The 24111-nt window shown below is 59.6% G+C and carries 20 protein-coding genes; 8 read left to right on the top strand and 12 right to left on the bottom strand.

All coding sequences use genetic code 11. The annotated features are described in order from the left end of the window. The first annotated feature begins 103 nt into the window (after positions 1-103). Positions 104-1849, top strand: a complete 1746-nt coding sequence (gene sucB / locus ACIQTS_RS02050) for a 2-oxoglutarate dehydrogenase, E2 component, dihydrolipoamide succinyltransferase (RefSeq protein WP_402470847.1) — start codon at positions 104-106, stop codon at positions 1847-1849. Positions 1850-1960: 111 nt separating this feature from the next. Further along, positions 1961-2311, top strand: a complete 351-nt coding sequence (locus ACIQTS_RS02045) for a hypothetical protein (protein WP_105656775.1) — start codon at positions 1961-1963, stop codon at positions 2309-2311. Positions 2312-2389: 78 nt separating this feature from the next. On the opposite strand, the gene ACIQTS_RS02040 is transcribed toward ACIQTS_RS02045, so the two are convergent. Continuing rightward, positions 2390-3934, bottom strand: coding sequence for a serine/threonine-protein kinase (locus ACIQTS_RS02040; protein ID WP_402470844.1), 1545 nt, complete (start codon positions 3932-3934; stop codon positions 2390-2392). A gap of 45 nt (positions 3935-3979) precedes the next feature. Here ACIQTS_RS02040 and lipB point away from each other — a divergent pair, with 45 nt between their 5' ends. The 3 genes from lipB (at position 3980) to ACIQTS_RS02025 (ending at position 6603) form a co-directional block, all read left to right on the top strand. After that, positions 3980-4654, top strand: a complete 675-nt coding sequence (lipB, locus tag ACIQTS_RS02035; RefSeq protein WP_286134117.1) for a lipoyl(octanoyl) transferase LipB — start codon at positions 3980-3982, stop codon at positions 4652-4654. A gap of 34 nt (positions 4655-4688) precedes the next feature. Next, a complete protein-coding gene (lipA, locus tag ACIQTS_RS02030) occupies positions 4689-5687 on the top strand; it encodes a lipoyl synthase (protein WP_402470843.1) in 999 nt (332 codons plus the stop codon). Between the two features lie 166 nt (positions 5688-5853). Beyond that, positions 5854-6603, top strand: a complete 750-nt coding sequence (locus tag ACIQTS_RS02025) for a DUF4191 domain-containing protein (protein ID WP_105656779.1) — start codon at positions 5854-5856, stop codon at positions 6601-6603. Between the two features lie 70 nt (positions 6604-6673). Here ACIQTS_RS02025 and ACIQTS_RS02020 read toward each other — a convergent pair whose 3' ends face one another. Beyond that, positions 6674-7111, bottom strand: a complete 438-nt coding sequence (locus ACIQTS_RS02020; RefSeq protein WP_400288256.1) for an RDD family protein — start codon at positions 7109-7111, stop codon at positions 6674-6676. A gap of 274 nt (positions 7112-7385) precedes the next feature. Between ACIQTS_RS02020 and glnA (ACIQTS_RS02015) the strand changes: the two genes are divergently transcribed. Beyond that, complete coding sequence (gene glnA, locus ACIQTS_RS02015) at positions 7386-8810, top strand: type I glutamate--ammonia ligase (protein ID WP_400288257.1); 1425 nt, start codon at positions 7386-7388, stop codon at positions 8808-8810. 162 nt (positions 8811-8972) lie between these two features. On the opposite strand, the gene ACIQTS_RS02010 is transcribed toward glnA (ACIQTS_RS02015), so the two are convergent. The 4 genes from ACIQTS_RS02010 to glnA (ACIQTS_RS01995) all read right to left on the bottom strand — a co-directional run bounded on the left by ACIQTS_RS02010 (position 8973) and on the right by glnA (ACIQTS_RS01995) (position 14459). Further along, positions 8973-9443, bottom strand: coding sequence for a nucleoside deaminase (locus tag ACIQTS_RS02010; protein WP_402470839.1), 471 nt, complete (start codon positions 9441-9443; stop codon positions 8973-8975). A gap of 105 nt (positions 9444-9548) precedes the next feature. Next, the gene (locus tag ACIQTS_RS02005; RefSeq protein WP_400288259.1) at positions 9549-10031 is read right to left on the bottom strand and encodes a DUF1990 family protein; all 483 of its coding nucleotides are present in this window, start codon (positions 10029-10031) and stop codon (positions 9549-9551) included. An 8-nt stretch (positions 10032-10039) separates the two neighbouring features. Then, a complete protein-coding gene (locus tag ACIQTS_RS02000) occupies positions 10040-13066 on the bottom strand; it encodes a bifunctional [glutamine synthetase] adenylyltransferase/[glutamine synthetase]-adenylyl-L-tyrosine phosphorylase (protein ID WP_400288261.1) in 3027 nt (1008 codons plus the stop codon). A gap of 52 nt (positions 13067-13118) precedes the next feature. Further along, positions 13119-14459, bottom strand: a complete 1341-nt coding sequence (gene glnA / locus ACIQTS_RS01995) for a type I glutamate--ammonia ligase (RefSeq protein ID WP_105656784.1) — start codon at positions 14457-14459, stop codon at positions 13119-13121. A 136-nt stretch (positions 14460-14595) separates the two neighbouring features. On the opposite strand from glnA (ACIQTS_RS01995), the gene panB reads away from it, so the two are divergent. Continuing rightward, positions 14596-15432: a 3-methyl-2-oxobutanoate hydroxymethyltransferase gene (gene panB, locus ACIQTS_RS01990; RefSeq protein WP_402470836.1), complete on the top strand. Its 837-nt coding sequence runs from the start codon at positions 14596-14598 to the stop codon at positions 15430-15432. A 110-nt stretch (positions 15433-15542) separates the two neighbouring features. On the opposite strand, the gene ACIQTS_RS01985 is transcribed toward panB, so the two are convergent. Next, the gene (locus ACIQTS_RS01985) at positions 15543-15737 is read right to left on the bottom strand and encodes a hypothetical protein (protein WP_105656786.1); all 195 of its coding nucleotides are present in this window, start codon (positions 15735-15737) and stop codon (positions 15543-15545) included. 133 nt (positions 15738-15870) lie between these two features. On the opposite strand from ACIQTS_RS01985, the gene map reads away from it, so the two are divergent. Beyond that, positions 15871-16746, top strand: a complete 876-nt coding sequence (gene map, locus ACIQTS_RS01980) for a type I methionyl aminopeptidase (RefSeq protein ID WP_105656787.1) — start codon at positions 15871-15873, stop codon at positions 16744-16746. Between the two features lie 82 nt (positions 16747-16828). Here the strand turns inward: map and nrdR are convergent, their stop codons facing one another. The 5 genes from nrdR to lspA form a co-directional block, all read right to left on the bottom strand. Next, a complete protein-coding gene (gene nrdR / locus ACIQTS_RS01975) occupies positions 16829-17317 on the bottom strand; it encodes a transcriptional regulator NrdR (RefSeq protein WP_402470832.1) in 489 nt (162 codons plus the stop codon). Between the two features lie 84 nt (positions 17318-17401). Beyond that, positions 17402-18754: a histidinol dehydrogenase gene (hisD, locus tag ACIQTS_RS01970; protein ID WP_402470830.1), complete on the bottom strand. Its 1353-nt coding sequence runs from the start codon at positions 18752-18754 to the stop codon at positions 17402-17404. A gap of 77 nt (positions 18755-18831) precedes the next feature. Next, the gene (gene dnaE, locus ACIQTS_RS01965) at positions 18832-22395 is read right to left on the bottom strand and encodes a DNA polymerase III subunit alpha (RefSeq protein WP_105656790.1); all 3564 of its coding nucleotides are present in this window, start codon (positions 22393-22395) and stop codon (positions 18832-18834) included. Between the two features lie 106 nt (positions 22396-22501). Continuing rightward, positions 22502-23446: an RluA family pseudouridine synthase gene (locus tag ACIQTS_RS01960; protein ID WP_105656791.1), complete on the bottom strand. Its 945-nt coding sequence runs from the start codon at positions 23444-23446 to the stop codon at positions 22502-22504. Further along, entirely contained in the window at positions 23443-24024 is a 582-nt protein-coding gene (gene lspA / locus ACIQTS_RS01955; protein WP_332485981.1) for a signal peptidase II, read from the bottom strand. The genes ACIQTS_RS01960 and lspA overlap by 4 nt, the downstream gene beginning before the upstream one ends. Between the last annotated feature and the right edge of the window lie 87 nt (positions 24025-24111).

Below are 24111 nucleotides of genomic sequence, written 5' to 3'. Positions count from 1 at the left end.
TACAGGCAGCGCGTTAGTTCAACGCGCTGCCTGTATGCACTAGGCTCGGAGGCAACGCCTCCCACCACTTTTCAAGCTTTATAAAACAAGGAGATACGGGACGATGTCTGAAACCGTAAACCTACCCGCACTGGGTGAAAGCGTTACCGAAGGTACGGTAACCCGCTGGCTGAAGCAGGTCGGCGACCGTGTAGAGGTAGACGAGCCGTTGGTGGAAGTTTCCACCGACAAGGTTGACACTGAAGTTCCTTCGCCGGTTGCCGGCATCATCGAGGAAATCTTCGTAGCCGAAGACGAGGACGCTGAAGTTGGCGCCCCACTGGTTCGCATTGGCGATGGCTCCGGCGCTGACGAAGCTGCACCAGCAGCTCCGGCCGCTGAAGAAGCACCTGCCGAACCAGCCGCTGAAGAAGCACCAGCAGCACCTGCAGCCGAAGAAGCACCAGCAGCACCTGCAGCCGAAGAAGCTCCAGCAGCTGCACCAGCCGCCGGCGCTGCTTCAGGCACCGAAGTGACCCTTCCAGCTCTGGGCGAGTCGGTTACCGAAGGTACCGTCACCCGCTGGCTGAAGGAAGTTGGCGAGGAAGTCTCCGTCGACGAGCCACTGCTTGAGGTTTCCACCGACAAGGTTGACACCGAAGTTCCTTCCCCCGTTGCAGGTACCCTGCTGGAAATTCGCGTTCCAGAAGATGAGACCGCTGAAGTTGGCGCTGTTCTGGCTGTTATCGGTGCAGCTGGCGCTGCTCCAGCTGCCGCCCCAGCCAAGGAAGAAGCACCAGCTGCTGCTCCGGCTCCTGCAAAGGAAGAGGCTCCGGCCGCTCCGGCTCCCGCTAAGGAAGAAGCACCTGCCGCTCCGGCTGCTCCCGCTCCTGCAAAGGAAGAGGCACCGGCTGCTGAGGCAACCAATGAGTCCGGCTACGTCACCCCACTGGTCCGCCGCTTGGCTAACCAGCACAGCATCGACATTGCTTCGGTGAAGGGTACCGGCGTTGGCGGTCGCATCCGCAAGCAGGATGTCCTGGACGCTGTTGCCGCCCAGGAAGCTGCTGCACCAGCCGCTGCACCAGCTGCCGCCCCTGCCCCTGCCGCCGCGAAGCCAGCTGCTCCTGCAGTCGAGGTTTCCTCGCTGCGCGGCACCGAGGAGAAGGCTCCACGTATCCGCCAGGTCATCGCTCGCCGCATGCGCGAATCCCTGGACGTATCGACTCAGCTGACCCAGGTCCACGAGATCGATATGACCCGCATCGTGAAGCTGCGTGCTTCGGCAAAGGCCAACTTCAAGGCCACCAACGGCGTGAACCTCACTTACTTGCCATTCATCGCCAAGGCTGTTGCCGAGGGCCTGAAGGCACACCCTAAGTTGAACGCCGAGTACAACGAAGAGACCCAGAAGATCACCTACCACAATGCCGAGCACTTGGCATTCGCAGTCGACACCGACAAGGGCCTGCTGGTTCCTGTTGTATCGAACGCTGGCGATCTGAACCTGGCTGGCATGGCTTCGCGTATCGCTGATGTTGCTGCACGCACCCGCAGCAACAAGATCGGTCCGGATGAGCTCTCCGGTGGCACCTTCTCGATCACCAACATCGGTTCGGTTGGCGCACTGTTCGACACCCCGATCATCAACCAGCCACAGGTAGCCATCCTGGGCACCGGTGCGATCGTGAAGCGTCCAATGGTCGTTACCGACGCAGAGGGCAACGATTCGATTGCCATCCGCCACATGATGTACCTGTGCCTGACCTACGATCACCGTCTGGTAGACGGTGCCGATGCAGGCCGCTTCCTGCAGACCGTCAAGGCTCGCCTTGAAGGCGGCGCTTTCGAAGGCGAACTGGGACTGTAAAGATACAGCTTTCGCTTTCGCAGCCTAGGTGGATAATCGCCCCTGTCGTTGATTCGACAGGGGCGATTCTGCGTTTTCTACGATCAGTCGAAAATAGATTAGGCTAGTATCATGACTATTCTTCTTTCAATCCTGATTTTCGTGCATATCTTGGGTGCAGCAGCTATCTTCGGCGGCTGGCTTGCTAATTTCAAGACTCCAACCGTCTCCGTATGGCAGTGGTATGGCGCTATCGTTCAGGTCGTAACGGGTCTGGCCATGGTCGGTATTCTCGAGGCTGGCGACGGTTCGCCAAACCACATGAAGATTGGAATCAAGTCGCTGATTGCAATCATTATCTTGGTGGCAGCGTTCCTTGGCCGGAAGAAGATGAAGAACGGCGAGGAAGTTCCTACGGGGATCGCTCACGCCGTGGGTGGCATGGCCTTGATCAACATCGCCATCGCGGTACTCTGGAACTAATCAGCATTAGCATTGACGGCGGGAGCCGCAACCATCAGCTTGGAGCAAGCTGTGGTTGCACCTCCCGCCGTTTCGCTTTTAACGGCGCAATACCTTGCCAATTTTCCAGCGCTCGTCTTCCAGCACTAGTTCCACTTCGATGCGTTGCGGCTGCGCGGCCTGGACGGCGTGAACCGTGGCTCCGCGGGCATCCACGTAGCGGTATTCCTCTTGGGTAGAAGTGGCAGCAAGAATGACAGAGTCCCCCTGCCCACGCGCCGATACCGTGACGTCCGTGAGTCTCGTGCGCAATCCCGCAAATTCCAAACCCATTTTCCGAAGCTGATCGATTGTTTCGAGATCTCGTTGCAGCTGCTCCGCTCCTGAAGTGTAGAGCCCCTTGAGCTTCTCCCCCGCCAGCTGCCCCATCGCTTCATCGCGCTCTCTTGAAAGCGCGAGGAATGCAGAGATCACGGTGTCCCGATTCAAGGCACAAGCTGGAACGTGCGCCCCGTCTTCAATTCTGCAGCTTTGCTCTGCTGACGGTACTGCCGTAGCCGCAGTCGTTTCGGTGGCCACAGCCGCACGGAAATGATTGACGCCCACGAGGCTCCCGATAATAACCAACGAGCCCAGTGCTGCGGCACCGGCCAATTTCACGGCCCCGGGGGTCCGGCGCAATCGATGGCTATGCCAGGAGTCATCGCGGCTGGGGCTTCGCTGCCTGCTTGCGGTATCGGCCTGGCGCTTGAAGCGCTTGTGCGCAGCATTCTGTTCCGCGGATGGATGGATGGTCTCCATCAGATGAGTAGCTTCTGGAGCTACATGCCCTTCCCAGCTGATGGGCTCTGCCGGACAGCTTGCGAACAACGTTCGAGCAAACTGATCTGCGGTCGGTCGTGCTTGCGGATCTGGATTCAGCGAATCGATCAAGAGTTCATGAATGATCGAAGGGATTCCGGGGAACATCACGCTTGCCGGTGGACGCATCAGTTCCTCTTCGGGAATCCGTCCGGATAGGAGAAACCACAAGCAGGCGCCCAGCGAAAACACGTCCTGCTCTCCAACTTGGCTTTCCCGTACCCCGGCCTGCATTTCAGGGGCCATGAATCCTGGCGTACCGGAGCCGGTGAGCGCCTGCCGTGCTGAAGCTGATTCCTGGAAGTCAATGATCTTCGGCATTCCCTTGGCAGTGAGCAATATATTGGCCGGCGATAAGTCTCCATGGCGTTGGCCCTGCGCATGCATCACCGAAAGTGTCTGCGCGATGGGTGCCAGCGCGGTCACGCACTCCCCCAGGCCAAAGGCGCTTCGACTTGCCACAAGATCAGCCACGCTGCCACCGGGGCAATATTCCATAACCAGCCCCTCGCCCAATTGTGTCGACAGGGTTCCGTAGAAATCAACGACATATTTCCTTGACTGCGTTACCTGCTCTTGGCGAAGCGAAATGATGTTTTCCATAGTCAGGCTAAGTTTTAGCGTGAGGTACAACTGGTCGCTTTCCCTCCGGATCAGCCAAACTTTACACGGTGACTTGGAACTTAGCGGCCTTACCGTGACATGCCCGGGGCTTGTCGGCCACGCTAGAACATTCGTAGAATCATCCATGACTCCGTTGTAACCCAGAATCGTAAATTGCAAGCTGGATATCCACAGATGGGTTCGACGGCTCTGAATTAGCGACCGATCGTTCAAGAGCGTAGGCTAGCCGTCATGGCGATCGAATTCGAACGAGTCGGACTAGGCTCAAAATTTGTGCCCTACATGGAAGCTTGGGATTACCAAATCCAACTGCATGATGCGGTAGCCGCGGACACGCAAACCCCAAAAGTCCTGTTCCTGGAGCACGAAGCGGTTTACACCGCAGGCAAGCGAACTGAACCTGAAGATCTCCCGATGGACGGGACCCCCGTGGTGGATGTGGATCGCGGTGGAAAGTTGACCTGGCATGGCCCGGGACAGCTCATTGGCTACCCCATCGTCAAGCTACGCAAGATCAGCGCAATCCGACTTTACGTGGAGACCTTGGAAGAAGCCCTGATTAACGTGGTCAGCGAGCTAGGCATTCCGACGGCCCAGATCAAGGGCCGCTCCGGGGTCTGGGTACCGGGCAAAGATGGCGCTCAGGACCGCAAAATCGCAGCCATTGGAATCCGCATCAACCACGGTGTCACCATGCACGGTTTCGCATTGAACTGCTCGAACGCGCTTTCCGCCTACGAACAGATCATCCCCTGCGGCATCTCCGATGCAGGTGTCACCACCATTTCCGAAGAACTCGGCCGTACCGTCACCCCCGAAGACGTCGTTGACCGCGTACAAACCGAAATAGAGCGTCTGCTCACCCCTCAAGTCGTCTAGACAGTCACGCCCTCACCAAAGAAAGAGCTGTTTAATGAGCGTCGAACCAGAAGGCCGCCGTATGCTGCGCGTAGAAAAGCGCAACGCTGCCGTACCTGTGGAGCGTAAGCCAGAATGGATCAAGGCCAAGTTGAGCATTGGCCCTGAATACGTTGGCCTGAAAAATCTCGTACAGAGCGAAGGCTTGCATACGGTCTGCGAAGAAGCAGGCTGCCCGAACATCTTCGAGTGCTGGGAAGACCGCGAGGCTTCCTTCCTGATCGGCGGTTCAGAGTGCACCCGCCGTTGCGACTTCTGCCAGATCGCCACCGGCAAGCCCTTGGCAATTGACCGCTCAGAGCCATTCAAGGTCGCCATGAGCGTGAAGAAGATGGATCTGCGCTACGCCACCGTAACCGGCGTCGCCCGTGATGACCTCGAAGACGAGGGCACCTGGCTGTATGCCGAGACTGTGCGGCAGATCCACAAGATGAATCCAAGCACCGGCGTAGAGCTGCTGATCCCCGATTTCAGCGGCAAGCCGGAGAACCTGGATACCATCTGCGATTCGGAGCCAGAAGTCTACGCCCACAACGTAGAGACTGTGCCTCGCCTGTTCAAGCGCATCCGCCCGGCTTTCCGTTACGAGCGTTCCATGGATGTGATCACCCATGGCCGCAAGCGTGGCTTGATCACCAAGTCCAACCTGATTCTGGGTATGGGCGAAACTCGAGAAGAAATTTCCGAGGCCATGCGTGATCTCCATGAGGCAGGCTGCGATCTGCTGACTTTGACCCAGTACCTGCGCCCAACCGACCTGCATCTGCCAGTCGACCGCTGGGTCACCCCGCAGGAGTTCCTGGAGCTTCAGCAAGAAGCCGAAGAACTCGGCTTTGCCGGAGTCATGGCTGGGCCGCTGGTCCGTTCTTCCTACCGCGCTGGCCGCCTGTGGGCCGGCGCCATGCGCAAGAAGGGCCGCGAAATCCCAGAGGCATTGGCACATATCGAGTCCTCGGGCAACACGCGCCAGGAAGCAGCTTCGCTGATCCAGTAGCTCGGTCCAGTGGACCCCACGGCTAAGGCCCCGGAACTCCTGATGGAATCCATCGAGGGTTCCGGGGCTTTCCCACTGCCCGTCCATGGGCAATTCAGCTGAAAATGCCGTGTTCGATCCGGCTCGGCTTAGAACTATCAACTTCATCGCGTAGAATTAAGGCACTATGGCCAAAAACTCCGACAACGACGCAGCCGCGCCTAAGCGTGGCTTGTTTTCGCGTAAACCAAAAGCTGAGAAGAAGAACAAAGAACCGGGCCGCCTGAAGCAAATTGGCCAGGTCTTCCAGATGACTCGCCGCAATGACCCGATGGTCGTGTGGTGGATGGCATTGGCAGCCTTGGCCGTCATTGCTGTCTGCTTGGTCATCGGCTTCTTGATCAAAAACTGGATCACGATGTTGATCATCGCAATCCCGCTGGCGCTCCTTGCTGCAATGTTCGTGATGTCCCGCCGCGCAGAGAAAGCTGCGTTCTCGCAGCTTGAGGGCCGTCCTGGCGCTGCCGGCGCCGCCATGAGCGTGCTGCGTCGCGGCTGGATCCTGAAGCAGGAACCAGTTGCCTACAACCGCCACCAGGATCTGGTGTTCCTCGGCATCGGTCGCCCGGGCATCGTCCTGGTCACTGAGGGACCAAAGAGCCGGGTTCGTGAGCTTGCCTCTTCCGAGCGCAAGCGCATCGCCCGCGTTCTGCCGAACGTTCCCGTGCACATCATCAACGCTGGTTCCGAAGAAGGCCAGACTCCGTTGGCTGAAGTCGGCAAGGCAATGAAGAAGCTTCCAAAGTCGATTACGAAGCTGGAAGTCAGCGCAATCGACAAGCGCTTGAGCACGTTGACCGCGAATCGTCTGCCTATCCCCAAGGGCGTAGACCCGAACCGCGTCCGTCCAAACCGCCGCGCTACGCGCGGACGCTAAAGACAACTACTAAAGAAGCCGCAACTGGAATTTCTAGTTGCGGCTTCTTTCTTGCTGTCCGGATCTATTGCTAGGAGATATTCACCAGGATGGTCTTGGGCAAACGATCATGCAGTCCACGCTGGTCCTTGTCGGTGACGAAGGCCGGAATAGCCAAGCAAAGCAGCAAGGAACGAATCAGGCCTTGCAACGGCTTGATTGCGGTTCCATCCAGCGACTGCACCTGCATTCCAAAGGTACGGTGCCCAATCGTGTGCCCGGTGAATCCGACACCGATGATCTGCCCGGCGCAGAACAGGCTCAATGTTGCCAGATCGTGGCTGTCAAACAGCCACCAGCTCAGCAACATCGAGAGCCCCCAGTCCAAGAGCAGTGCACCGACCCGTCGCGGGAATCTGGCAATTGAGCCGGGGCCCTTCTCGGGGCGCCCCATATCCTGCCCGGGCCATTGTTGCGTATTATGCTGCGGCGGCCCTTCAAGCCACGAGCTGAAGTCTTTTCTTTCCACCAATACAGTCTATCCAGCGATTCTGTGCGCCAGTTAGAACGCGATAACCAGGTAGCAAGTATGCAAGTCAGATTGTTACAGCAGGCAATCAGCGCAGATCAGCGCGATACGACACGCCCGGATTCTCCGCTTGTAACAGGTTGGAAACAATAGAGACACCATTCAGAAATGGATTATAGGTAAGCTTGATACGTAAGCAAGAGGACCAGCCGGATCATTCCGGCTACCGGTTCCGTTTACCAAACCTTATATCTCACCAGGGAGTCACCTGCACATGTTTACCAGTCCAGAAGAAGTCTTGGCATATATTGCCGAAGAGGACATCAAGTTCGTCGATATCCGTTTCACCGACCTACCAGGTGTACAGCAGCACTTCAACGTGCCTGCCAAGTCCGTGGATGCCGACTTCTTCGTCAACGGCCAGCTCTTCGATGGTTCTTCCATCCGCGGCTTCGCCGGCATCTCTGATTCCGACATGCAGCTGATCCCGGACGTCACCACCGGCTTCATCGATCCCTTCCGCCTGGAAAAGACCCTAGCCTTCAACTTCTCGATCATCAACCCACGCACCGGTGAGCCTTACCACCGCGACCCACGTGGCGTTGCCGAACGCGCCGAGGCTTACCTGGAATCGACCGGTATCGCTGACACCGCGTTCTTCGCCCCAGAAGCAGAATTCTTCATCTTCGAAGACGTTCGCTACGAATCCAAGCCACAGGGCGCGTTCTACTCGATCGATTCCGACGAGGCACCTTGGAACACCGGCCGCAAGGAAGAAGGCGGCAACCAGGGTTACAAGACCCCGTACAAGGGCGGCTACTTCCCAGTTGCACCGACTGACAAGCAGGCTGACCTGCGCGACGCGATCTGCGTCGAGCTGGACAAGGCTGGCCTTGAGGTTGAGCGCAGCCACCACGAGGTGGGCGCTGCCGGCCAGGCAGAAATCAACTACAAGTTCAACACCATGGTCCACTCCGCTGATGAACTGATGCTCTTCAAGTACATCGTGAAGAACGTCGCTGACGCGTGGGGCAAGTCCGCAACCTTCATGCCAAAGCCAGTCTTCGGCGACAACGGCTCGGGCATGCACGTGCACCAGTCGCTGTGGTCCAACGGCGAACCGCTGTTCTACGACGAAAAGGGCTACGCTGGCCTGTCCGATACCGCACGCTGGTACATCGGCGGCCTGCTGAAGCACGCAGACGCCGTGCTCGCGTTCACCAACCCAACCGTGAACTCCTACCGCCGCCTGGTCAAGGGCTACGAAGCTCCAGTGAACATGGTTTACTCGCAGGGCAACCGCTCTGCCGGTATCCGTATCCCTATCACCGGTTCGAACCCTAAGGCGAAGCGTATCGAGTTCCGCGCTCCGGATGCTTCCTCGAACCCATACCTGGCGTTCGCAGCCCAGCTGATGGCTGGCCTGGACGGCATCAAGAACCGCATTGAACCTGCAGAGCCAATCGACAAGGACCTCTACGAGCTTCCTGCCGAAGAGGCCAAGGAAATCCAGCGCGCACCTGAAAGCCTCGAAGAGGCGCTCAAGGCCCTGGAAGCTGATCACGAGTTCCTGCTCGAAGGCGGCGTCTTCACCGAAGACCTGATCCAGACTTGGGTTGAGTACAAGCGTGAAAACGAAATCAAGCCATTGAGCCTGCGCCCGAACCCATACGAGTTCGAGCTCTACTACGGTTGCTAATCAGCTGACGGGGCATCGCCCCGTGTAGTTTGCAGAGGAGTCCGCACAAAGCGCAAGAACTATGTTCTAGCACTTGTGCGGACTCCTCTGTTTAAGCATCAGTGCGGGCCCGCACATTGGCGGCCATCGCGCTCAGGGCAAGTGCCGCCCCGATAACAAGTACTAGTATTCCTGCTTGTCGCTCTTTGCTTCCCAAAGCTCAAATGCCCTGAGCGCACCGGAATCTTCAACCTTGGTAAACGGAATTTTCCGCTCGCTCATGGGAAGCTCAAGCTCCTTGTAAATGAAATCATCATCGAAGCCGATCTTCGCGGCTTCCTCGCGCGTATTCGCGTAGTAGACATGCTTGAAGCGGGACCAATAGATGGCACCCATGCACATGGGACATGGCTCGCAGCTGGTGTAGAGCTCGCATTGCGACAGATCGAAGGTTCCCAGTGCTTGTCCCGCTGCGCGGATGGCATTGATTTCGGCGTGCGCCGTTGGATCCTGGCTACCCACCACCGAGTTGTAGCCAGCGGAAACGACTTTTCCGTCAAGGACTACCACCGCGCCAAATGGTCCGCTGTCATTGGATTCCAGGGCCAGCAAGGACTGATTAATGGCAGCCTGCAGCATCTTTGGGTCCAGCATTTTCGAAGCTCCCCTGCACTCATTATTCGCGTAGAGATTACAATCCCCACCCTAGTCCCCCGCATCCTGTTCCGGCGGGAAGCGCAGGAAATTGCCGGTTGCGGACTAAGGTTTCAGCGCACGAAGGTAACGCTGACGTGTCACCCACTGCGCCAGGAGCAGCACCTTGAAGACTCGACGCCAAGCAGGCACATCAGAAGGTTCCGTGACCGACCTGATCAGCAGGAAAACTTGCTCGTCCGCGCGTTCAAGAATGAAAGCTTCCACACCCTGAACCGGATGCCCCGGCAGCGTCCGGTAGGAAAACCCTACCCAATCACTTTCCGCAATGACGTCAACTACCTCCACAGGTTCATGGATGCGCAACGGTCCGACACCGATGGTGATCAAGGGTTGCTGGCCCACAGCGACCGGCAACTGCGGCTGGAGGCTGAACCCGCTGCGTGTCTTGACTTCCCAACGGAGCAAAGCAACGCACGCATCGTTCCACAGGGCTGCTCCCCCGCCCAGCAGCACGCGGCGTTGCCATGGCCTGGATGAAGCAGCCAGCGGGCTCCAGGAACGTTCCAGCAGCGTTTCAACGGCCACCGCGGTTCCTAGTCCTCAAAGCCGTAGAACAGCAGTTCAAAGATGCCACGCGCGTGCCGGGTTGCACGCAAGTAGTCTTCTTCGAGTTCCACGCCAAAGTGCGGCTCATAGCCGCACCACCGAGCCACGGCTTCCATATCGCGCGCCGAACTCGGCAAGACATCGCTGGAACGTCCGGACGTGATGATTTCAGCACTGCGAATCTGCGTAGCCAGCCGCCAAGCAATCGCCAGCAGTTCGCTATCGTCTTGCGCAATGAGCTCCAATTTCGCCAGCTCTTCCAACGCCTGGAGCGTCGAGGTGGTGCGCAGGGATTCGTGCTTCCAGGCGTATTGCAACTGGTAGAACTGCACCAGCCATTCAATGTCCGAGAGCGAGCCTCGTCCCAGTTTCAGGTGGCGGTTGGGGTCGGCACCTCGCGGGAGCCGTTCGGATTCAACGCGGGCCTTGATCTTGCGGATATCCCGGATCTCCGACTCGTCCAGTCCCTTGCCGTAGCGCACCGGCCTAATCAATTCCATGAAATCTTCAGCCAACTGGTCATCGCCGGCAAACGGGCGTGCACGCTGCAACGCCTGGCGTTCCCAGATTTCCACCCATCGCTGGTAATAGGTGGCGTAGGCGTCGAGAGAACGGACCAGCATTCCCTGGCGGCCCTCGGGGCGCAGATCCGAATCCACTTTCAATTTCACTTCAGCTGGAATGGCCGGTTTCAACGGTTTGGCGGTCCACGACACCAGGTCGGTAACTACCCGAAGCGCTTGTTCTTGAGCAGCTTGGGCCGTGGCGCCAGGAACCGGGCGCTGCACGAACAGGACGTCCGCATCAGAGCCGTAACCGATTTCCCGACCGCCTTGGCGGCCCATGGCAATGACCGAAACGACAGCATGTTCCCCGTGCTTGGCCTGGTCAGCAGCCAAGAGGACCTTCAGCACCCCGTCAACCATGGCGGCGTCGATGTTCGAGAGTGCTACGCCAACTTCCTCAACGGTCAGCAGGCCAGCGCCGTCGGCAAGCGCGACACGCAAGAATTCGCGGCGGCGCACCATGCGGATCATGCGGATGGCAGCTTCTGGCTGCTTCGTGCGATGGATGATCGAGGTGTTCTGCTGCAGCAGGTTCTCGAATGTCTGCGGCGTCAAGGAGGCGTCGGAGCCCAGCCAAGCGGCCGCCGCCGGCTCGTTGGCCAGCAGGTCGGTCAGGAAGCGCGTATTGGAGAGCAAGTGGCTCAGCCGTTCAGCGGCAGCGTTGGTATCGCGCAGCATGCCGAGGAACCAATGGGACTTGCCCAGTGCTTCGCTGAGCCGGCGGAAGCCCAGCAATCCAGCATCCGGGTCAACCCCGCGGGCAAACCAGTCCAGGAGTACCGGCAGCAATTGCCGTTGCAATGACGCACTGCGCGAGACCCCACCGGTCAGGGCTTCAATGTGCCGCATCGCCGCCTTCGGGTCGAGATAGCCCAGGGCGCGCAAGCGGGCTTGCGCCGATTCGGCGGTGAGCTTGACGTCATCGGCCGAGAGGTTGGAACTACTGACCAGGAGCGGACGGTAGAAAATACGCTCGTGCAGCGAACGCACCATGCGCTTGGTTTCATTCCAGCGGCGCATCAGCTTCTCCGGGCTGCTGAGCTGCAGGTCTCCGGCACCACGGATCGATCGTGCAAGCACGCGCTGGGCGCTTTCTGCCCGGGGCATCAAGTGGGTACGGCGCAATTGGCTGAGCTGTATCCGGTGCTCCAGCAAGCGCAGGAAACGGTATGAGTCATCGAAATTCGTCGCATCATCACGGCCGATGTAGCCGATATCGCTCATCGCTTGGATGGCCAGGGTGGTGGTTGGCACCTGGATGGCGGGGTCGACTCGACCATGGACGAGTTGGAGCAGCTGGACGGTGAATTCGACATCGCGCAGCCCACCGGGGCCCAGCTTGATTTGCCACGCAACATCTTGCTTGTCGATGTTGTCGCTGACGCGTCGGCGCATGGCCTGGACGGATTCAACGAAGCCCTCACGCTCGGAACTGGACCACACCATTGGCGAAACCATCCGCTCATAAGAGCGTCCCAGTTCCTTGTCGCCGGCAATCGCGCGGGCCTTGAGCAGGGCTTGGAATTCCCATGAATGGGCCCACCGGCGGTAATACGCTTCATGGGATGAGAGCGTACGGGTCAAGGCCCCGTCCTTGCCCTCGGGGCGAAGATTCGCATCCACTTCCCAGAGCATCGGCTCAGGGCCAGAGACCATCAGTGCACGTGCCGTGTTCCCGCAGATCACCGTCGCGATCGCGGCCGCCAGATCGTCATCGATTCCCAGCGTGGAATCGTGGACGTAAATGACATCGACGTCCGAAATATAGTTCAGTTCACGTGCACCGCACTTGCCCATGCCAATGATGGTGATCTTAACCCGATCAACGTCGCCAGCATCATATTGTTCGGCGGCTTCGGCCCGGGCAATGGCCAATGCCCCCTCCAACGCGGCACCAGCCATGTCGGCCAGTTCGGCGGCGACCAGGGGCAGAATGCGTTGAGGCTGGGTGGAACCCAAGTCCCGGTGGGCCAGCGAGAGCAATGCCTTGCGGTAGGCGGTGCGCAAGCGCTGACGCGCTTCAGCACCGGTGCAGGAAGAGACCCAGTGCCCGCCGTCTGATTGCTTGGCCTCGATCGATGCCAGCAAGTCCTCGACCAGCTGTTCCGCGGGCACGGGGACGAATTCACCGGGTGGGGCGTGGCGGACGATCTCCAGCGCCTCGGGACAACGCATGAGGAACTCCCCGAGCGCAGAAGAGCTGCCCAGAAGCCTGACGAGCCCTTGGCAGCTATCGGGCTCCAGGAAGATATCGATGACTTCCGGGTGCCGATCTACCAACCGCAGGGCCAGCAGCAGTGCCTGGTCCGGATCTGGCGCATGCGCCATCTTGCTCACGATCAGGCTGGGATCAATCCGGGACAGTTCCTCGGCCTGAAGGAATTTCTTGGCCCTTTCGATGTCGCTGAAGCCAGCGTTGAGCAATGCTCGCGAGGGTACTTCCGGCATGGCGTCTCGTGTTCTCCCGCATTTCGCCGCGCAGCTTCACGCGGCGAAGTCTCTAGAGGATTCCCAAATACTTGTTCAGTTCGTATGGGGTAATGACCTGGCGGTATTCTTCCCATTCGGTGCGCTTGTTCGACAGGAACGAGTTGAATACCTGCTCGCCGAGGATCTCGGCCATCAGTTCCGACTCTTCCATGGCGCGCAATGCGTCGTGCAGGCTGCCAGGCAGCGGAACGTGGCCCGAGGCGCGGCGTTCTGCCGTGGACAGGCTCCAGACATCATCCTCGGTTGGCTCTTCCAGCTCGTAGCCTTCGCGGATGCCCTTCAGCCCAGCGCCCAGCAATACTGCGTAGGCCAGGTACGGATTGGCTGCCGAGTCGATACCGCGGTATTCCACGCGGGCGGACTGTCCCTTGCCTGGCTTGTACAGCGGCACGCGGACCAGTGCCGAGCGGTTGTTGTGCCCCCACGAACGGTGGCTCGGCGCCTCCCCTCCACCCCACAACCGCTTGTACGAGTTCACGTACTGGTTGGTGATGGCGGTCATTTCCGGCGCATGGTGCAAGATGCCGGCGATGAAGGACCGGGCCACATCGGAGAGCTGGTATTCGCGGCCAGCTTCGAAGAACGCGTTAGCGTCACCTTCGAACAAGGAGAAGTGGGTATGCATGCCGCTGCCCGGATGGTCGGCAAATGGCTTGGGCATGAAGGTTGCGTGGATGCCCTTTTGCATCGCCATCTCCTTGATGACGGTACGGAAGGTCATGATGTTGTCGGCGGTCTGCAAGGCATCTGCGTAGCGCAGATCGATTTCGTTCTGGCCTGGACCTGTTTCGTGGTGGGAGAACTCCACCGAAATGCCCAGCGCTTCCAGCGTGGTCACGGAAGCACGGCGGAAGTCCTGCCCAACGCCATCTGGCACGTGGTCGAAGTAGCCACCGTTGTCGATCGGCTGGGGACGGCCATTGGCATCCAGCTGATCGTTCTCCAGCAAATAGAATTCGATCTCCGGGTGGGTGTAGCAAGTGAAACCCATATTCGATGCTTCGGCCAGCTGGCGCTTGAGCACCTGGCGCGGATCTGCATTTGACGGCTGGCCCTCAGGGGTCAGGATGTCGCAGAACATGCGGGAGGTCGGTTCGACTTCGCCGCGCCACGGCAGGATCTGGAAGGTGGCAGGATCTGGCTGAAGCAACATGTCAGACTCGGAGATCCGGGACAGTCCATCAATGGAGGAACCATCGAATCCCAGACCTTCTTCGAAAGCATCTTCAACTTCAGCAGGAGCCAACGCCACCGACTTGAGCGAACCAACGACGTCAGTAAACCACATTCGCACAAATCGAACGTCGCGTTCTTCAATGGTGCGCAGTACAAATTCCTGCTGACGATCCATTTTCCACCACCTTTGGGATTCTGATATCCGGCGCTGATCACAACCGGTAAGAAAATTGACCTGTGGCAACACTATATCGGTTCAGAACCGTCCCAACGATCAGCATCGCCCTGTGCAAGTGCGATAAAGTCGATTCATGCCACAACCATACCTAGGGAACCCTGAAAAAGGCCCGTCCCGTATCCGACTTCATCATTTGCAGCAGGCCAAGGACAATGGCGAAAAATTCGCGATGTTAACTGCTTATGACGTAATGATGGCAGAGATTTTCGATTCGGCCGGGATCGAGATGCTGCTGGTTGGCGACTCCGCTGCCAATACCGTACTCGGCTACGAGTCCACGCTGCCCATTACCCTCGACGAAATGATCATGTTCACCAAAGCTGTCGCCAACGGGGCCAAACGCGCCATGGTCGTTGCCGACCTCCCGTTTGGCAGCTACGAGCAGTCCCCTGCCCAGGCCGTTGCCACTGCGGTGCGCCTGATGAAGGAAGGCCATGCCCACGCGGTCAAGATGGAGGGCACCGCGCAATACGCCGAGCATGTCCGCGCCATGGTCCTTGCCGGAGTTCCCGTTATCGGGCACATCGGATTCACTCCGCAGTCCGAGCATGCATTGGGCGGGTACCGCGTGCAGGGCCGTGGCGACGCTGTAGAGCAGATGAAGCACGACGCTGTGCAATTGCAGGATGCAGGCGCCTTCTGCATCCTGATGGAAATGGTGCCAAGCCCGGTCGCTGCCAAAATCGATGCCGCGCTGAAGGTGCCGACCATCGGCATCGGCGCTGGCAACTCCACCACCGGACAGGTCCTGGTTTGGCAGGACATGCTGGGTCTTGGCGGAGGGCGCACCCCGCGCTTCGTGAAGAAGTACGCTGATCTGCGTGAAGTTATCGGCAACGCGGTGCGCGAGTACCACCAGGACGTAGTTTCCGGCACCTTCCCCTCGGCAGAGTACGAGTTCAAGGAATAGAAGCCGGCTCACGCCATATCGCAAAGCGGTGCGCTGCCTCGATGTCATCCATCGTGGCAGCGCACCGCTTTGCCATTCGCCGCACCGGCCTGGCTCGGTGCCCTTGACTTCTACTCGTCGTCTTCTTCTGCGTCGTCCCACGCCTCATTGCGTGCCTGGACTTTCGCCATTGCCGCTTCGGCTTCAGCAACCGTGTCATATGGGCCAAGCAACTGCGACCAATCAGACTGCGGGCCATTCTCCACGGTCTTGGTCGAGACGTTGTACCAGTACTGCCCCTCGCCCGGGGTGCCAACTGAGCTCATGGAAAACTCCTCTACTCTCGATTCTTGCTGCTTCTTCCACGGTATCCCAACCGGCGGAAAATAGGTGCAACACCACCTGATCTATCGGCTATCTCCTAGCGAAGCGGCAGATACGTGAAGCTAGAATAAAAGCATGGCTATTGCTTCAACTGCACCCCTTGGAAATCTCACCGCCGGCACGGTCTCCCCGGAACTTCCGGTACCGAAACACATTGAACGCCCCGAATACGTTGGCAAGAAGGAACCTGCCAGCAACACGGCTTCGGAAATCAAAAGCCCAGAAGTCATCGAACGCATTCGCATAGCTTCAAGAATTGCCGCTCAGGCACTGCAGGAAGTTGGCAAGGCTTGCCAGCCGGGAGCCACCACCGACCAGCTCGATCGGCTTGGCCACGAATTCCTCATGGATCACAACGCCTACCCGTCAACCCTGGGCTACCGCGGATTCCCCAAGTCGCTGTGCTCCTCGTTGAACGAGGTCATCTGCCACGGCATCCCGGACACCACCGTGTTGCAAGATGGCGACATCATCAATATCGATATCACCGCCTTCATCGGTGGCGTTCACGGAGATAACAACGCCACCTTCCTGGTCGGTGACGTGGATGAAGAATCGCGCCTGCTGGTCGAGCGCACCGAAAACTCGCTGAAGCGCGCTATCAAGGCCGTGATGCCAGGGCGTGAGATCAATGTTATCGGCCGAAGCATTGAAACCTACGCCAAGCGGTTCGGCTACGGCGTGGTCCGCGACTTCACCGGCCACGGCGTCGGCGAGGCCTTCCATTCCGGCTTGATCATCCCGCACTACGATGCGGCGCCGGCCTACAACACTCCCATCGAGCCGGGCATGGTTTTCACCATCGAGCCGATGCTCACCTTGGGCACCGTCGAATGGGACATGTGGGAAGACGACTGGACCGTGACCACCAAGGACAAGAAGCGCACCGCGCAGTTCGAGCACACCCTGCTGGTCACCGACGATGGCGCGGAAATTCTCACCCTGCCATAGCCGCTGCGACGCCTACGCCAAACGCCAGTGCCCGCGACCTCGAAAGGTCTGGGGCACTGGCGTTTGCTCTATGCGAAAACTGCTAGTCGGCCGAGAGCGGACGCTGGTTTCCCTGCGGAACCTTGCCACGGCGATCGCGCAGCAGGGCAATGGCGGTCTCGAAATCAGTCAGCGACTGGAAGTTGTGGTAGACACTGGCAAAGCGCAAGTAAGCGACCTCGTCGAGGCGCGACAATGGCTCCAAGATGGCCAAGCCCACCTGGTGGGCCGGGATTTCAGCAGCCCCGGAGGTCCGGACTGCCTCTTCGACTTCCTGGGCCAGGACGGCAAGATCGTGATCGGTGACCGGGCGGCCCTGGCAGGCCTTGCGAACACCGTTAATGACCTTGTTGCGCGAGAACGGTTCTACGGCACCGGACTGCTTGAGCACGTTGAGGCTGGCAGTTTCGGTGGTGGTGAAACGGCGCGAACAAGCCGTGCACTGGCGTCGGCGGCGGATCGAGACGCCGTCGTCGGCAACTCGACTATCGACCACTCGGGAATCCGCATTGCGGCAATACGGGCAGTTCACGGCACCTCCATCTGTAGCCTAAGAAGCATTCTCGGTTCACCCATGGTGGCAAGAATCAACTCATGTCACCTAACAGTTTAGCGTCTATTGCGCGTTTCGCACCGCGACCGCGTCTCCATGGGCTGGCAGGTCCTCGGCATTGGCAAGATTAATCACGTGAGCGGCCACTTCGCCCAGCGCGGCCTTGTCGTAGTTGATCACCTGGATGGCTTTCAAGAAGGTATTCACGTTCAGCCCCGAGGCGTGCAGCGCGGTGCCACTGGTCGGCAGCACGTGGTTGGATCCTGCGCAGTAGTCGCCCAGCGAAACCGGGGCATAGGCGCCGACAAACACGGCGCCAGCAGCGGTGATGCGGGCCGCGGTGGATTCCGCCTCGGCCACCATGATTTCCAGGTGCTCGGCGGCGTAGGCGTTGCACACCTCGATCCCCTGTTCCAGGTCCTTGACCAAGATGACGGCCGATTGGGATCCTGACAGTGCCTCTGTCACACGGGCGGAGTGCTTGGTGGCGGCAACCTGCACCATGAGTTCCTTGCGCACGCCAGCAGCCAGTTCAGGTGAATCGGTAATCAGCACGGCCGCGGCGTTGGCATCGTGTTCTGCCTGCGAAATCATATCGGCAGCGACGAAGCCCGGGTTAGCTCCCTTGTCGGCAAGAATCGCGATTTCCGTAGGACCAGCTTCAGCGTCAATGCCTACCACGCCCTTGACCAAGCGCTTGGCGGTTGCCACGAACACGTTGCCTGGACCGGAGATCACGTCAACCGGTTCGATCCCGCCACGCTCATCGTTCGGCAGGTCCACCCCGTAGGCGAACGCGGCAACAGCCTGGGCACCGCCCATGGCGTGCACCTCGTCGATGCCCAGCAGCTTGGCGGCAGCCAGGATGGTGGGGTGCGGCAGTCCGGCGAATTCCTTCTGCGGCGGGCTGGCCAGGGCTAGCGAGCTGACGCCGGCTGCCTGGGCAGGTACGGCGTTCATGATGACCGAGGACGGGTAGACGGCCAGGCCACCTGGCACGTACAGGCCGACGCGGCGCACCGGGACCCAGCGCTGGGTGACAGTTGCCCCGGTAGCGTAGCGGACTTCGGCGTCGTCGGGGCGCTGGGCCTTGGCGAATACGCGGGCGCGGTCAATGGATTCTTCCAGCGCCAGGCGGACCTGAGGGTCCAGTTCTTCCAGGGCGCGGTCCAGCTCATGCTGCGGCACACGGGTATGTTCCAGCTCAACGTGGTCAAAGCGCTGGGCCAGGTCCTTGAGTGTTTCCATGCCATGGGCGCGGACATTATCGATGATCTGCTGCACGGTTTCGGCAGCGGTCTGGGAGTTCATCTCCGGGCGCGGCAGCTTGGCTTTCAGCTGTGCGTAGCCCAGGGATTCGTTGCGCCAATCAAGGGTGGCGAGTGCTGAGAATTCGGTTTCTGGAATAGTGCTCACCTACCTAGTTTAACGCCGATGACCGGGGAAGGTTCATTAGTTACCTTCCACGGTCATCCAAGCCGTGATCCGATTACCTATACGTCCAGGCAGTGCGGGCCCAGCAGCACCTTCAAATCGCCGAACAAGGCAGGATTGGGGTTTACCCTGAAGTTCATGCCCAGGCGCAGCAGCGAGGTGCCGCGGCTGCCGGTGAGCTTCACCCGCACCTCGGTGTTGCCACTGTGCGTGCGCAGCACATCACCCAGCTTCTGCACCAGGGTTTCGGTGGCCTTGTGTGTCGGAATGCCGATGACTACCGGTCCCCCGTTGGCATCCTCGGAAATTTCCGGGATCATCATTTCCTGCGCGTTCAGGGTGATGGAGCCGTCATCGCGGCGCTGCACGCGCCCCTTGATGACCACGATCAGGTCATCGGCCAGGATCTCGGCGATCGGCTGGTAGGCCTGGCCGAAGAACATGACCTCCATCGAACCGGAGAGGTCTTCGATCTCGCAGCGCGCATACGGGTTGCCGCTCTTCTTGGCGATGCGCCGCTGCAGACCGGAAATCATGCCGGCGATGGAAATAATGTGGCCATCCTGCGGGCCGTCATCCGAGAGCACGTGCGTGACCGGCATGTCAGCGTACTGGTCCAGGGCCGAGCCCAGTCCCTGCAGCGGGTGGTCGGAAACGTACAGGCCGAGCATGTCGCGCTCGTAGGCCAGTTTTTCCTTCTTGTCCCAATCGGGCATGTCGGGGATCGCCACGTGCATCGACTCCGAGGACTCATCCGCGCCCAGGGCGCTGAACAGGTCGAACTGGTTGGCCGCCTCGTTGCGCTTGACCTGGATCACCGAATCCACGGCTTCTTCGTGGATGGCCACCAGCGCCCGGCGTGGATGCTTCATGGAGTCGAAGGCACCGGCCTTGATCAGCGATTCAATGGTTCGCTTGTTGCAGACCACGGCCGGGACCTTGCCCAGGAAATCGTTGAAGTCGTTGTAGTTGCCCTTCTCCGTGCGGGCCTCGACCATGCCGGCCACCGCATTGGTGCCGACGTTGCGGATGGCTCCCATGCCGAAGCGGATATCCTTGCCCACTGGGGTGAAGTTCAACGCCGATTCGTTGACATCCGGCGGCAGCACGGTGATTCCGATGTGGCGGCATTCGTTCAGGTACAGTGCCAGCTTGTCCTTGTCATCGCCCACCGAGGTCAGCAGCGCGGCCATGTATTCGGCCGGGTAGTGCGCCTTGAGGTAGGCGGTCCAGTAGGAGACCACGCCGTACGCGGCCGAGTGGGCCTTGTTGAACGCGTAGTCGGAGAATGGCAGCAAGATGTCCCACAGGGTCTGCACGGCGGCGTCCGAGTAGCCGTTGTCGTTCATGCCCTGCTTGAAGCCGGCGAACTGCTTATCCAGTTCCGACTTCTTCTTCTTGCCCATGGCACGGCGCAAGATATCGGCCTGGCCCAGCGAGTAGCCGGCCAGCTTCTGCGCAATAGCCATAACCTGCTCCTGATACACGATCAGGCCGTAGGTGCCGCCGAGGATCTCTGCCAGCGGTTCAGCGAGCTCCGGGTGGATTGGGGTGACTTCCTGCAACCCGGTCTTGCGCAGGGCGTAGTTGGTGTGGGAGTTGGCGCCCATCGGGCCCGGACGGTACAGCGCGATCACTGCGGAGATGTCTTCGAAGTTATCGGGGCGCATCATCTTCAGCAGCGAGCGCATGGGACCGCCATCGAGCTGGAACACGCCCAGGGTGTCGCCGCGGGCCAGCAGGTTGTAGGCCTCGGGGTCCTCGATACTCAGGGTCTCGAGGTCGATTTTGGTGCCGGTGTTGTACTCGATGTTCTCCAGGGCATCGGAAATGATGGTGAGGTTGCGCAACCCCAGGAAGTCCATCTTGATCAGCCCCAGGCCTTCACAGGTCGGGTAGTCGAACTGGGTAATGACCTGTCCATCCTGGATGCGCCGCATGATGGGGATGACGTCGATGATCGGGTCCGAGCTCATGATCACGCCGGCGGCGTGCACGCCCCACTGGCGCTTCAGGCCTTCCAGGCCCTTGGCCGTCTCGAAGACGCGGGCCGCCTCCGGGTCATTGGCCACCAGGTTGCGGAAGTCCCCCGCCTCCGAATAGCGCTTGGATTGCGGGTTCTCGATGTCGTTCAGCGGGATGTCCTTGGCCATCACCGCCGGCGGCAGCGCCTTGGTCAGGGTCTCGCCCATGCTGAACGGGTAGCCGAGCACGCGCGATGAGTCCTTCAGCGCCTGCTTGGTCTTGATTGAACCGTAGGTCACGATCATCGATACGCGCTCATCACCGTACTTCTCGGTCACGTACTTGATGACCTCGGAACGGCGGCGATCATCGAAGTCGACATCGAAGTCGGGCATGGAAACACGTTCCGGGTTCAGGAAACGCTCGAAGATCAGGCCGTGCACCAGCGGATCGAGATCCGTGATGCGCATGGCGTAGGCGACCATGGAGCCTGCACCCGAACCACGCCCCGGGCCAACACGGATGCCGTGGTCCTTGGACCAGTTGATGAAGTCGGCCACGACCAGGAAGTATCCCGGGAAGCCCATCTTGATGATGACGTCCAGCTCGTAGTCTGCCTGCTTGCGCGAAGCTTCTGGGATGCCGTTCGGGTAGCGGTAGTGCAGTCCCTTGTCGACTTCCTTGATCAGCCAGCTGGTTTCGTCCTCCCCCGGCGGGCAAGGGAATTTCGGCATGTAGTTGGCGTTCGTGTCGAAGGAGACCTCGACACGATCGGCGATCGCCAGGGTGTTGTCGCAGGCTTCAGGAAATTCCTTGAACAAATCGCGCATTTCGCGCGCCGATTTCAGGTAGTAGCCGGTGCCGGAAAAAGCGAAGCGGCTGCCGCCCTGGTCATAGGTGGGCTCGTCAAGCGTGGAGCCGGAGTTGATGGCCAGCAGCGCCTCGTGGGCCTTGGCATCGGATTCATGGGTGTAGTGCAGGTCGTTGGTAGCCACCAGCGGAATGCCCAGTTCCTTGGCCAGGCGCAGCAGGTCCTTGGTGATGCGGCGTTCGATCTCCAGACCGTGGTCCATGATCTCGCAGAAGTAGTTTTCCTTGCCGAATAAATCCTGCAGTTCAGCCGCGGCCGCCTTCGCCGCATCGTACTGGCCCAGGCGAAGCTTGGTCTGGACTTCACCCGAAGGGCAGCCGGTCGTGGCAATGAGGCCTTCGTGGTGCTCGTTGAGCAGCTCGCGGTCCCAGCGCGGGTATTTGCCGAACACGGAGTCCAGCGAGGCGCGGGACGAACCCTTGAAAAGGTTGTCCATGCCCTTGTTGTTGTACGAGAGCAGGGTCATGTGGTTGTACAGGCCGCCACCGGAAACGTCATCGCCCTTTTGCGATTCGTCGGTACGCCATTTCACGCGGGTCTTGTCGTCGCGCGCGGTGCCCGGGGTGACATAGGCTTCTACGCCGATGATCGGCTTAACGCCAGCTCCGGTGGCTTGGCGCCAGAAATCGAAGGCACCGAACAGGTAGCCATGGTCGGTAATCGCCATGGCTTCCATGCCCTGCCGGTTAGCTTCGGCGAAGAGTTCGCCTAGGCGCGCCGCACCGTCCAGCATGGAGTATTCGGTGTGGGTATGAAGATGGACAAATCCGTCACGTGTAGCACTCACCCAACCAGTCTAGCGATCAAACCCGGACTTGGGCCCACCCCGGCGCGGTGCTGTGGCTAGCACGACACAAGGTGCTGCCGGCCAGTGGTCAACAGCACCTTGGAACTCAGTATCCGCCTTCGCGCAGCAGCTCGACGGCGCCTGCCAGATCCGCAGGATATTCGCTTTCGTATTCCATCCACTGGCCGGAGACCGGATGGGAGAATCCAAGACGTTTTGCATGCAGCCACTGCCGGGTCAGGCCCAGAGCGGCACCCAGCTTGGGATCCGCTCCGTAGGTCTGGTCTCCGGCACAAGGGTGCCCGAAGGCTGAGAAGTGGACGCGGATCTGGTGGGTGCGCCCGGTTTCCAGTTGCACCTCGACCAGCGAGGCGCGGCCAAAGGCCTCGATCACCTTGTAGTGGGTGACCGAGTCCCGCCCGCCATCCAGGACAGCGAACTTCCAGTCGTGGCCCGGGTGGCGCCCGATCGGCGCGTCGATGGTGCCTTCCAGCGGGTCAGGCAGGCCCTGCACCACCGCATGGTAGATCTTCTTGGGGGTGCGTTCCTTGAAGGCGCGCTTCAGTTCGGTGTAGGCGCGTTCGGTTTTCGCCACGACCATCAGGCCGCTGGTGCCCACGTCCAAGCGGTGCACTATGCCTTGGCGTTCGGCGGCACCGGAAGTGGTGATGTTGTAGCCCTCGGCCATGAGTGCGCCGACAACTGTCGGGCCCACCCACCCCGGGGATGGATGGGCTGCGACACCCACGGGCTTGTCGATGACCACATAGTCATCGTCGTCCGCGATAATCTTCAGCTCTTCCACTTTCTCAACCTTAATTTCTAATGGGTCTGCCTGCGGCGGGATGGTGACTACCAGCTGGTCCCCCGCCTTGATCTTCAGAGATTTGGCAATGGTTCGTCCGTTGACCTGGATCTGCGAATCCTTGCAAAGGCTCGAAGCCAAGGTGCGCGGGATCTGCAGGGACCGGGAGATATAGGCGTCAAGGCGTGCGCCGGCATCGGCTGGGTCAACAAGCAGTTCGTGAATGGTGGTTTCGTTCGAGATCATGCGTTTGGTTCTGCTTCGTCCTTGTTGGACTTGTCTTTCTTTGGAGGATCGCCAATGCTGCCATCGAGGTTGCGCCCGCGGATGAGCATGTACGCCACCGCGATCATGGAACAGACGATGAAGGAGTCGGCGACGTTGAAGATAGCGAAGTGGGTGACGGAAAACATGTCTACCACATGGCCGAATCCGAAGCCCGGTTCACGGAACAGCCGGTCCACGACATTGCCCAGGACACCGCCGAGCAGGCAGCCCAGGGCTATGGCCCAGCTTCTGGACAGCACCTTGCGGAAAAACAGGTAAATGACGTAGACCGCGACTGCCGATTGCAGGATCGCGAAGACTATGGTGAAGTCTTCGCCGATGGAGAAGGCGGCACCAGGGTTCAGGATGTAGTGGATGTTGAAGAATCCGGGAATCACTTCAATCGATTGGCCAAGCCGCATGTTCTGTTCAACGGCAATTTTGACGGTTTGGTCCAGTACCAGCGCGATCAGAGCGATCACGAGGCCAAGGCCAACGTATTTCTTCGCCTTCGCGCCCGCGTTTCCGGATTGAACTGCGTCCACAGTGGTACCCATTATTTCCTCTTAAACGTCAACGGTGGTGATCGGAATGTATCCGTTCACCACCGTTGATCTTACTTGATAGCTAGATCAAGTTATGAA

The sequence above is a fragment of the Glutamicibacter sp. NPDC090743 genome (assembly GCF_044769125.1).
Taxonomy (GTDB): Bacteria; Actinomycetota; Actinomycetes; order Actinomycetales; family Micrococcaceae; genus Glutamicibacter.
The sequence above is the reverse complement of the archived record's forward strand: the minus strand, read 5'-3'. Positions and strand labels throughout refer to the sequence as shown.

Bases quoted from the DNA above. Each gene is read 5' to 3' on its own strand.
- lspA (WP_332485981.1), bottom strand. From the start codon at position 24,024: ATGGGTACCACTGTGGACGCAGTTCAATCCGGAAACGCGGGCGCGAAG.
- ACIQTS_RS02000 (WP_400288261.1), bottom strand. From the start codon at position 13,066: ATGCCGGAAGTACCCTCGCGAGCATTGCTCAACGCTGGCTTCAGCGAC.
- ACIQTS_RS01985 (WP_105656786.1), bottom strand. From the start codon at position 15,737: ATGAGCTCAGTTGGCACCCCGGGCGAGGGGCAGTACTGGTACAACGTC.
- glnA (WP_400288257.1), top strand. From the start codon at position 7,386: ATGTTTACCAGTCCAGAAGAAGTCTTGGCATATATTGCCGAAGAGGAC.
- glnA (WP_105656784.1), bottom strand. From the start codon at position 14,459: ATGGATCGTCAGCAGGAATTTGTACTGCGCACCATTGAAGAACGCGAC.
- ACIQTS_RS01960 (WP_105656791.1), bottom strand. From the start codon at position 23,446: ATGATCTCGAACGAAACCACCATTCACGAACTGCTTGTTGACCCAGCC.
- ACIQTS_RS02045 (WP_105656775.1), top strand. From the start codon at position 1,961: ATGACTATTCTTCTTTCAATCCTGATTTTCGTGCATATCTTGGGTGCA.
- ACIQTS_RS02025 (WP_105656779.1), top strand. From the start codon at position 5,854: ATGGCCAAAAACTCCGACAACGACGCAGCCGCGCCTAAGCGTGGCTTG.
- map (WP_105656787.1), top strand. From the start codon at position 15,871: ATGGCTATTGCTTCAACTGCACCCCTTGGAAATCTCACCGCCGGCACG.
- lipA (WP_402470843.1), top strand. From the start codon at position 4,689: ATGAGCGTCGAACCAGAAGGCCGCCGTATGCTGCGCGTAGAAAAGCGC.
- ACIQTS_RS02010 (WP_402470839.1), bottom strand. From the start codon at position 9,443: ATGCTGGACCCAAAGATGCTGCAGGCTGCCATTAATCAGTCCTTGCTG.
- panB (WP_402470836.1), top strand. From the start codon at position 14,596: ATGCCACAACCATACCTAGGGAACCCTGAAAAAGGCCCGTCCCGTATC.
- sucB (WP_402470847.1), top strand. From the start codon at position 104: ATGTCTGAAACCGTAAACCTACCCGCACTGGGTGAAAGCGTTACCGAA.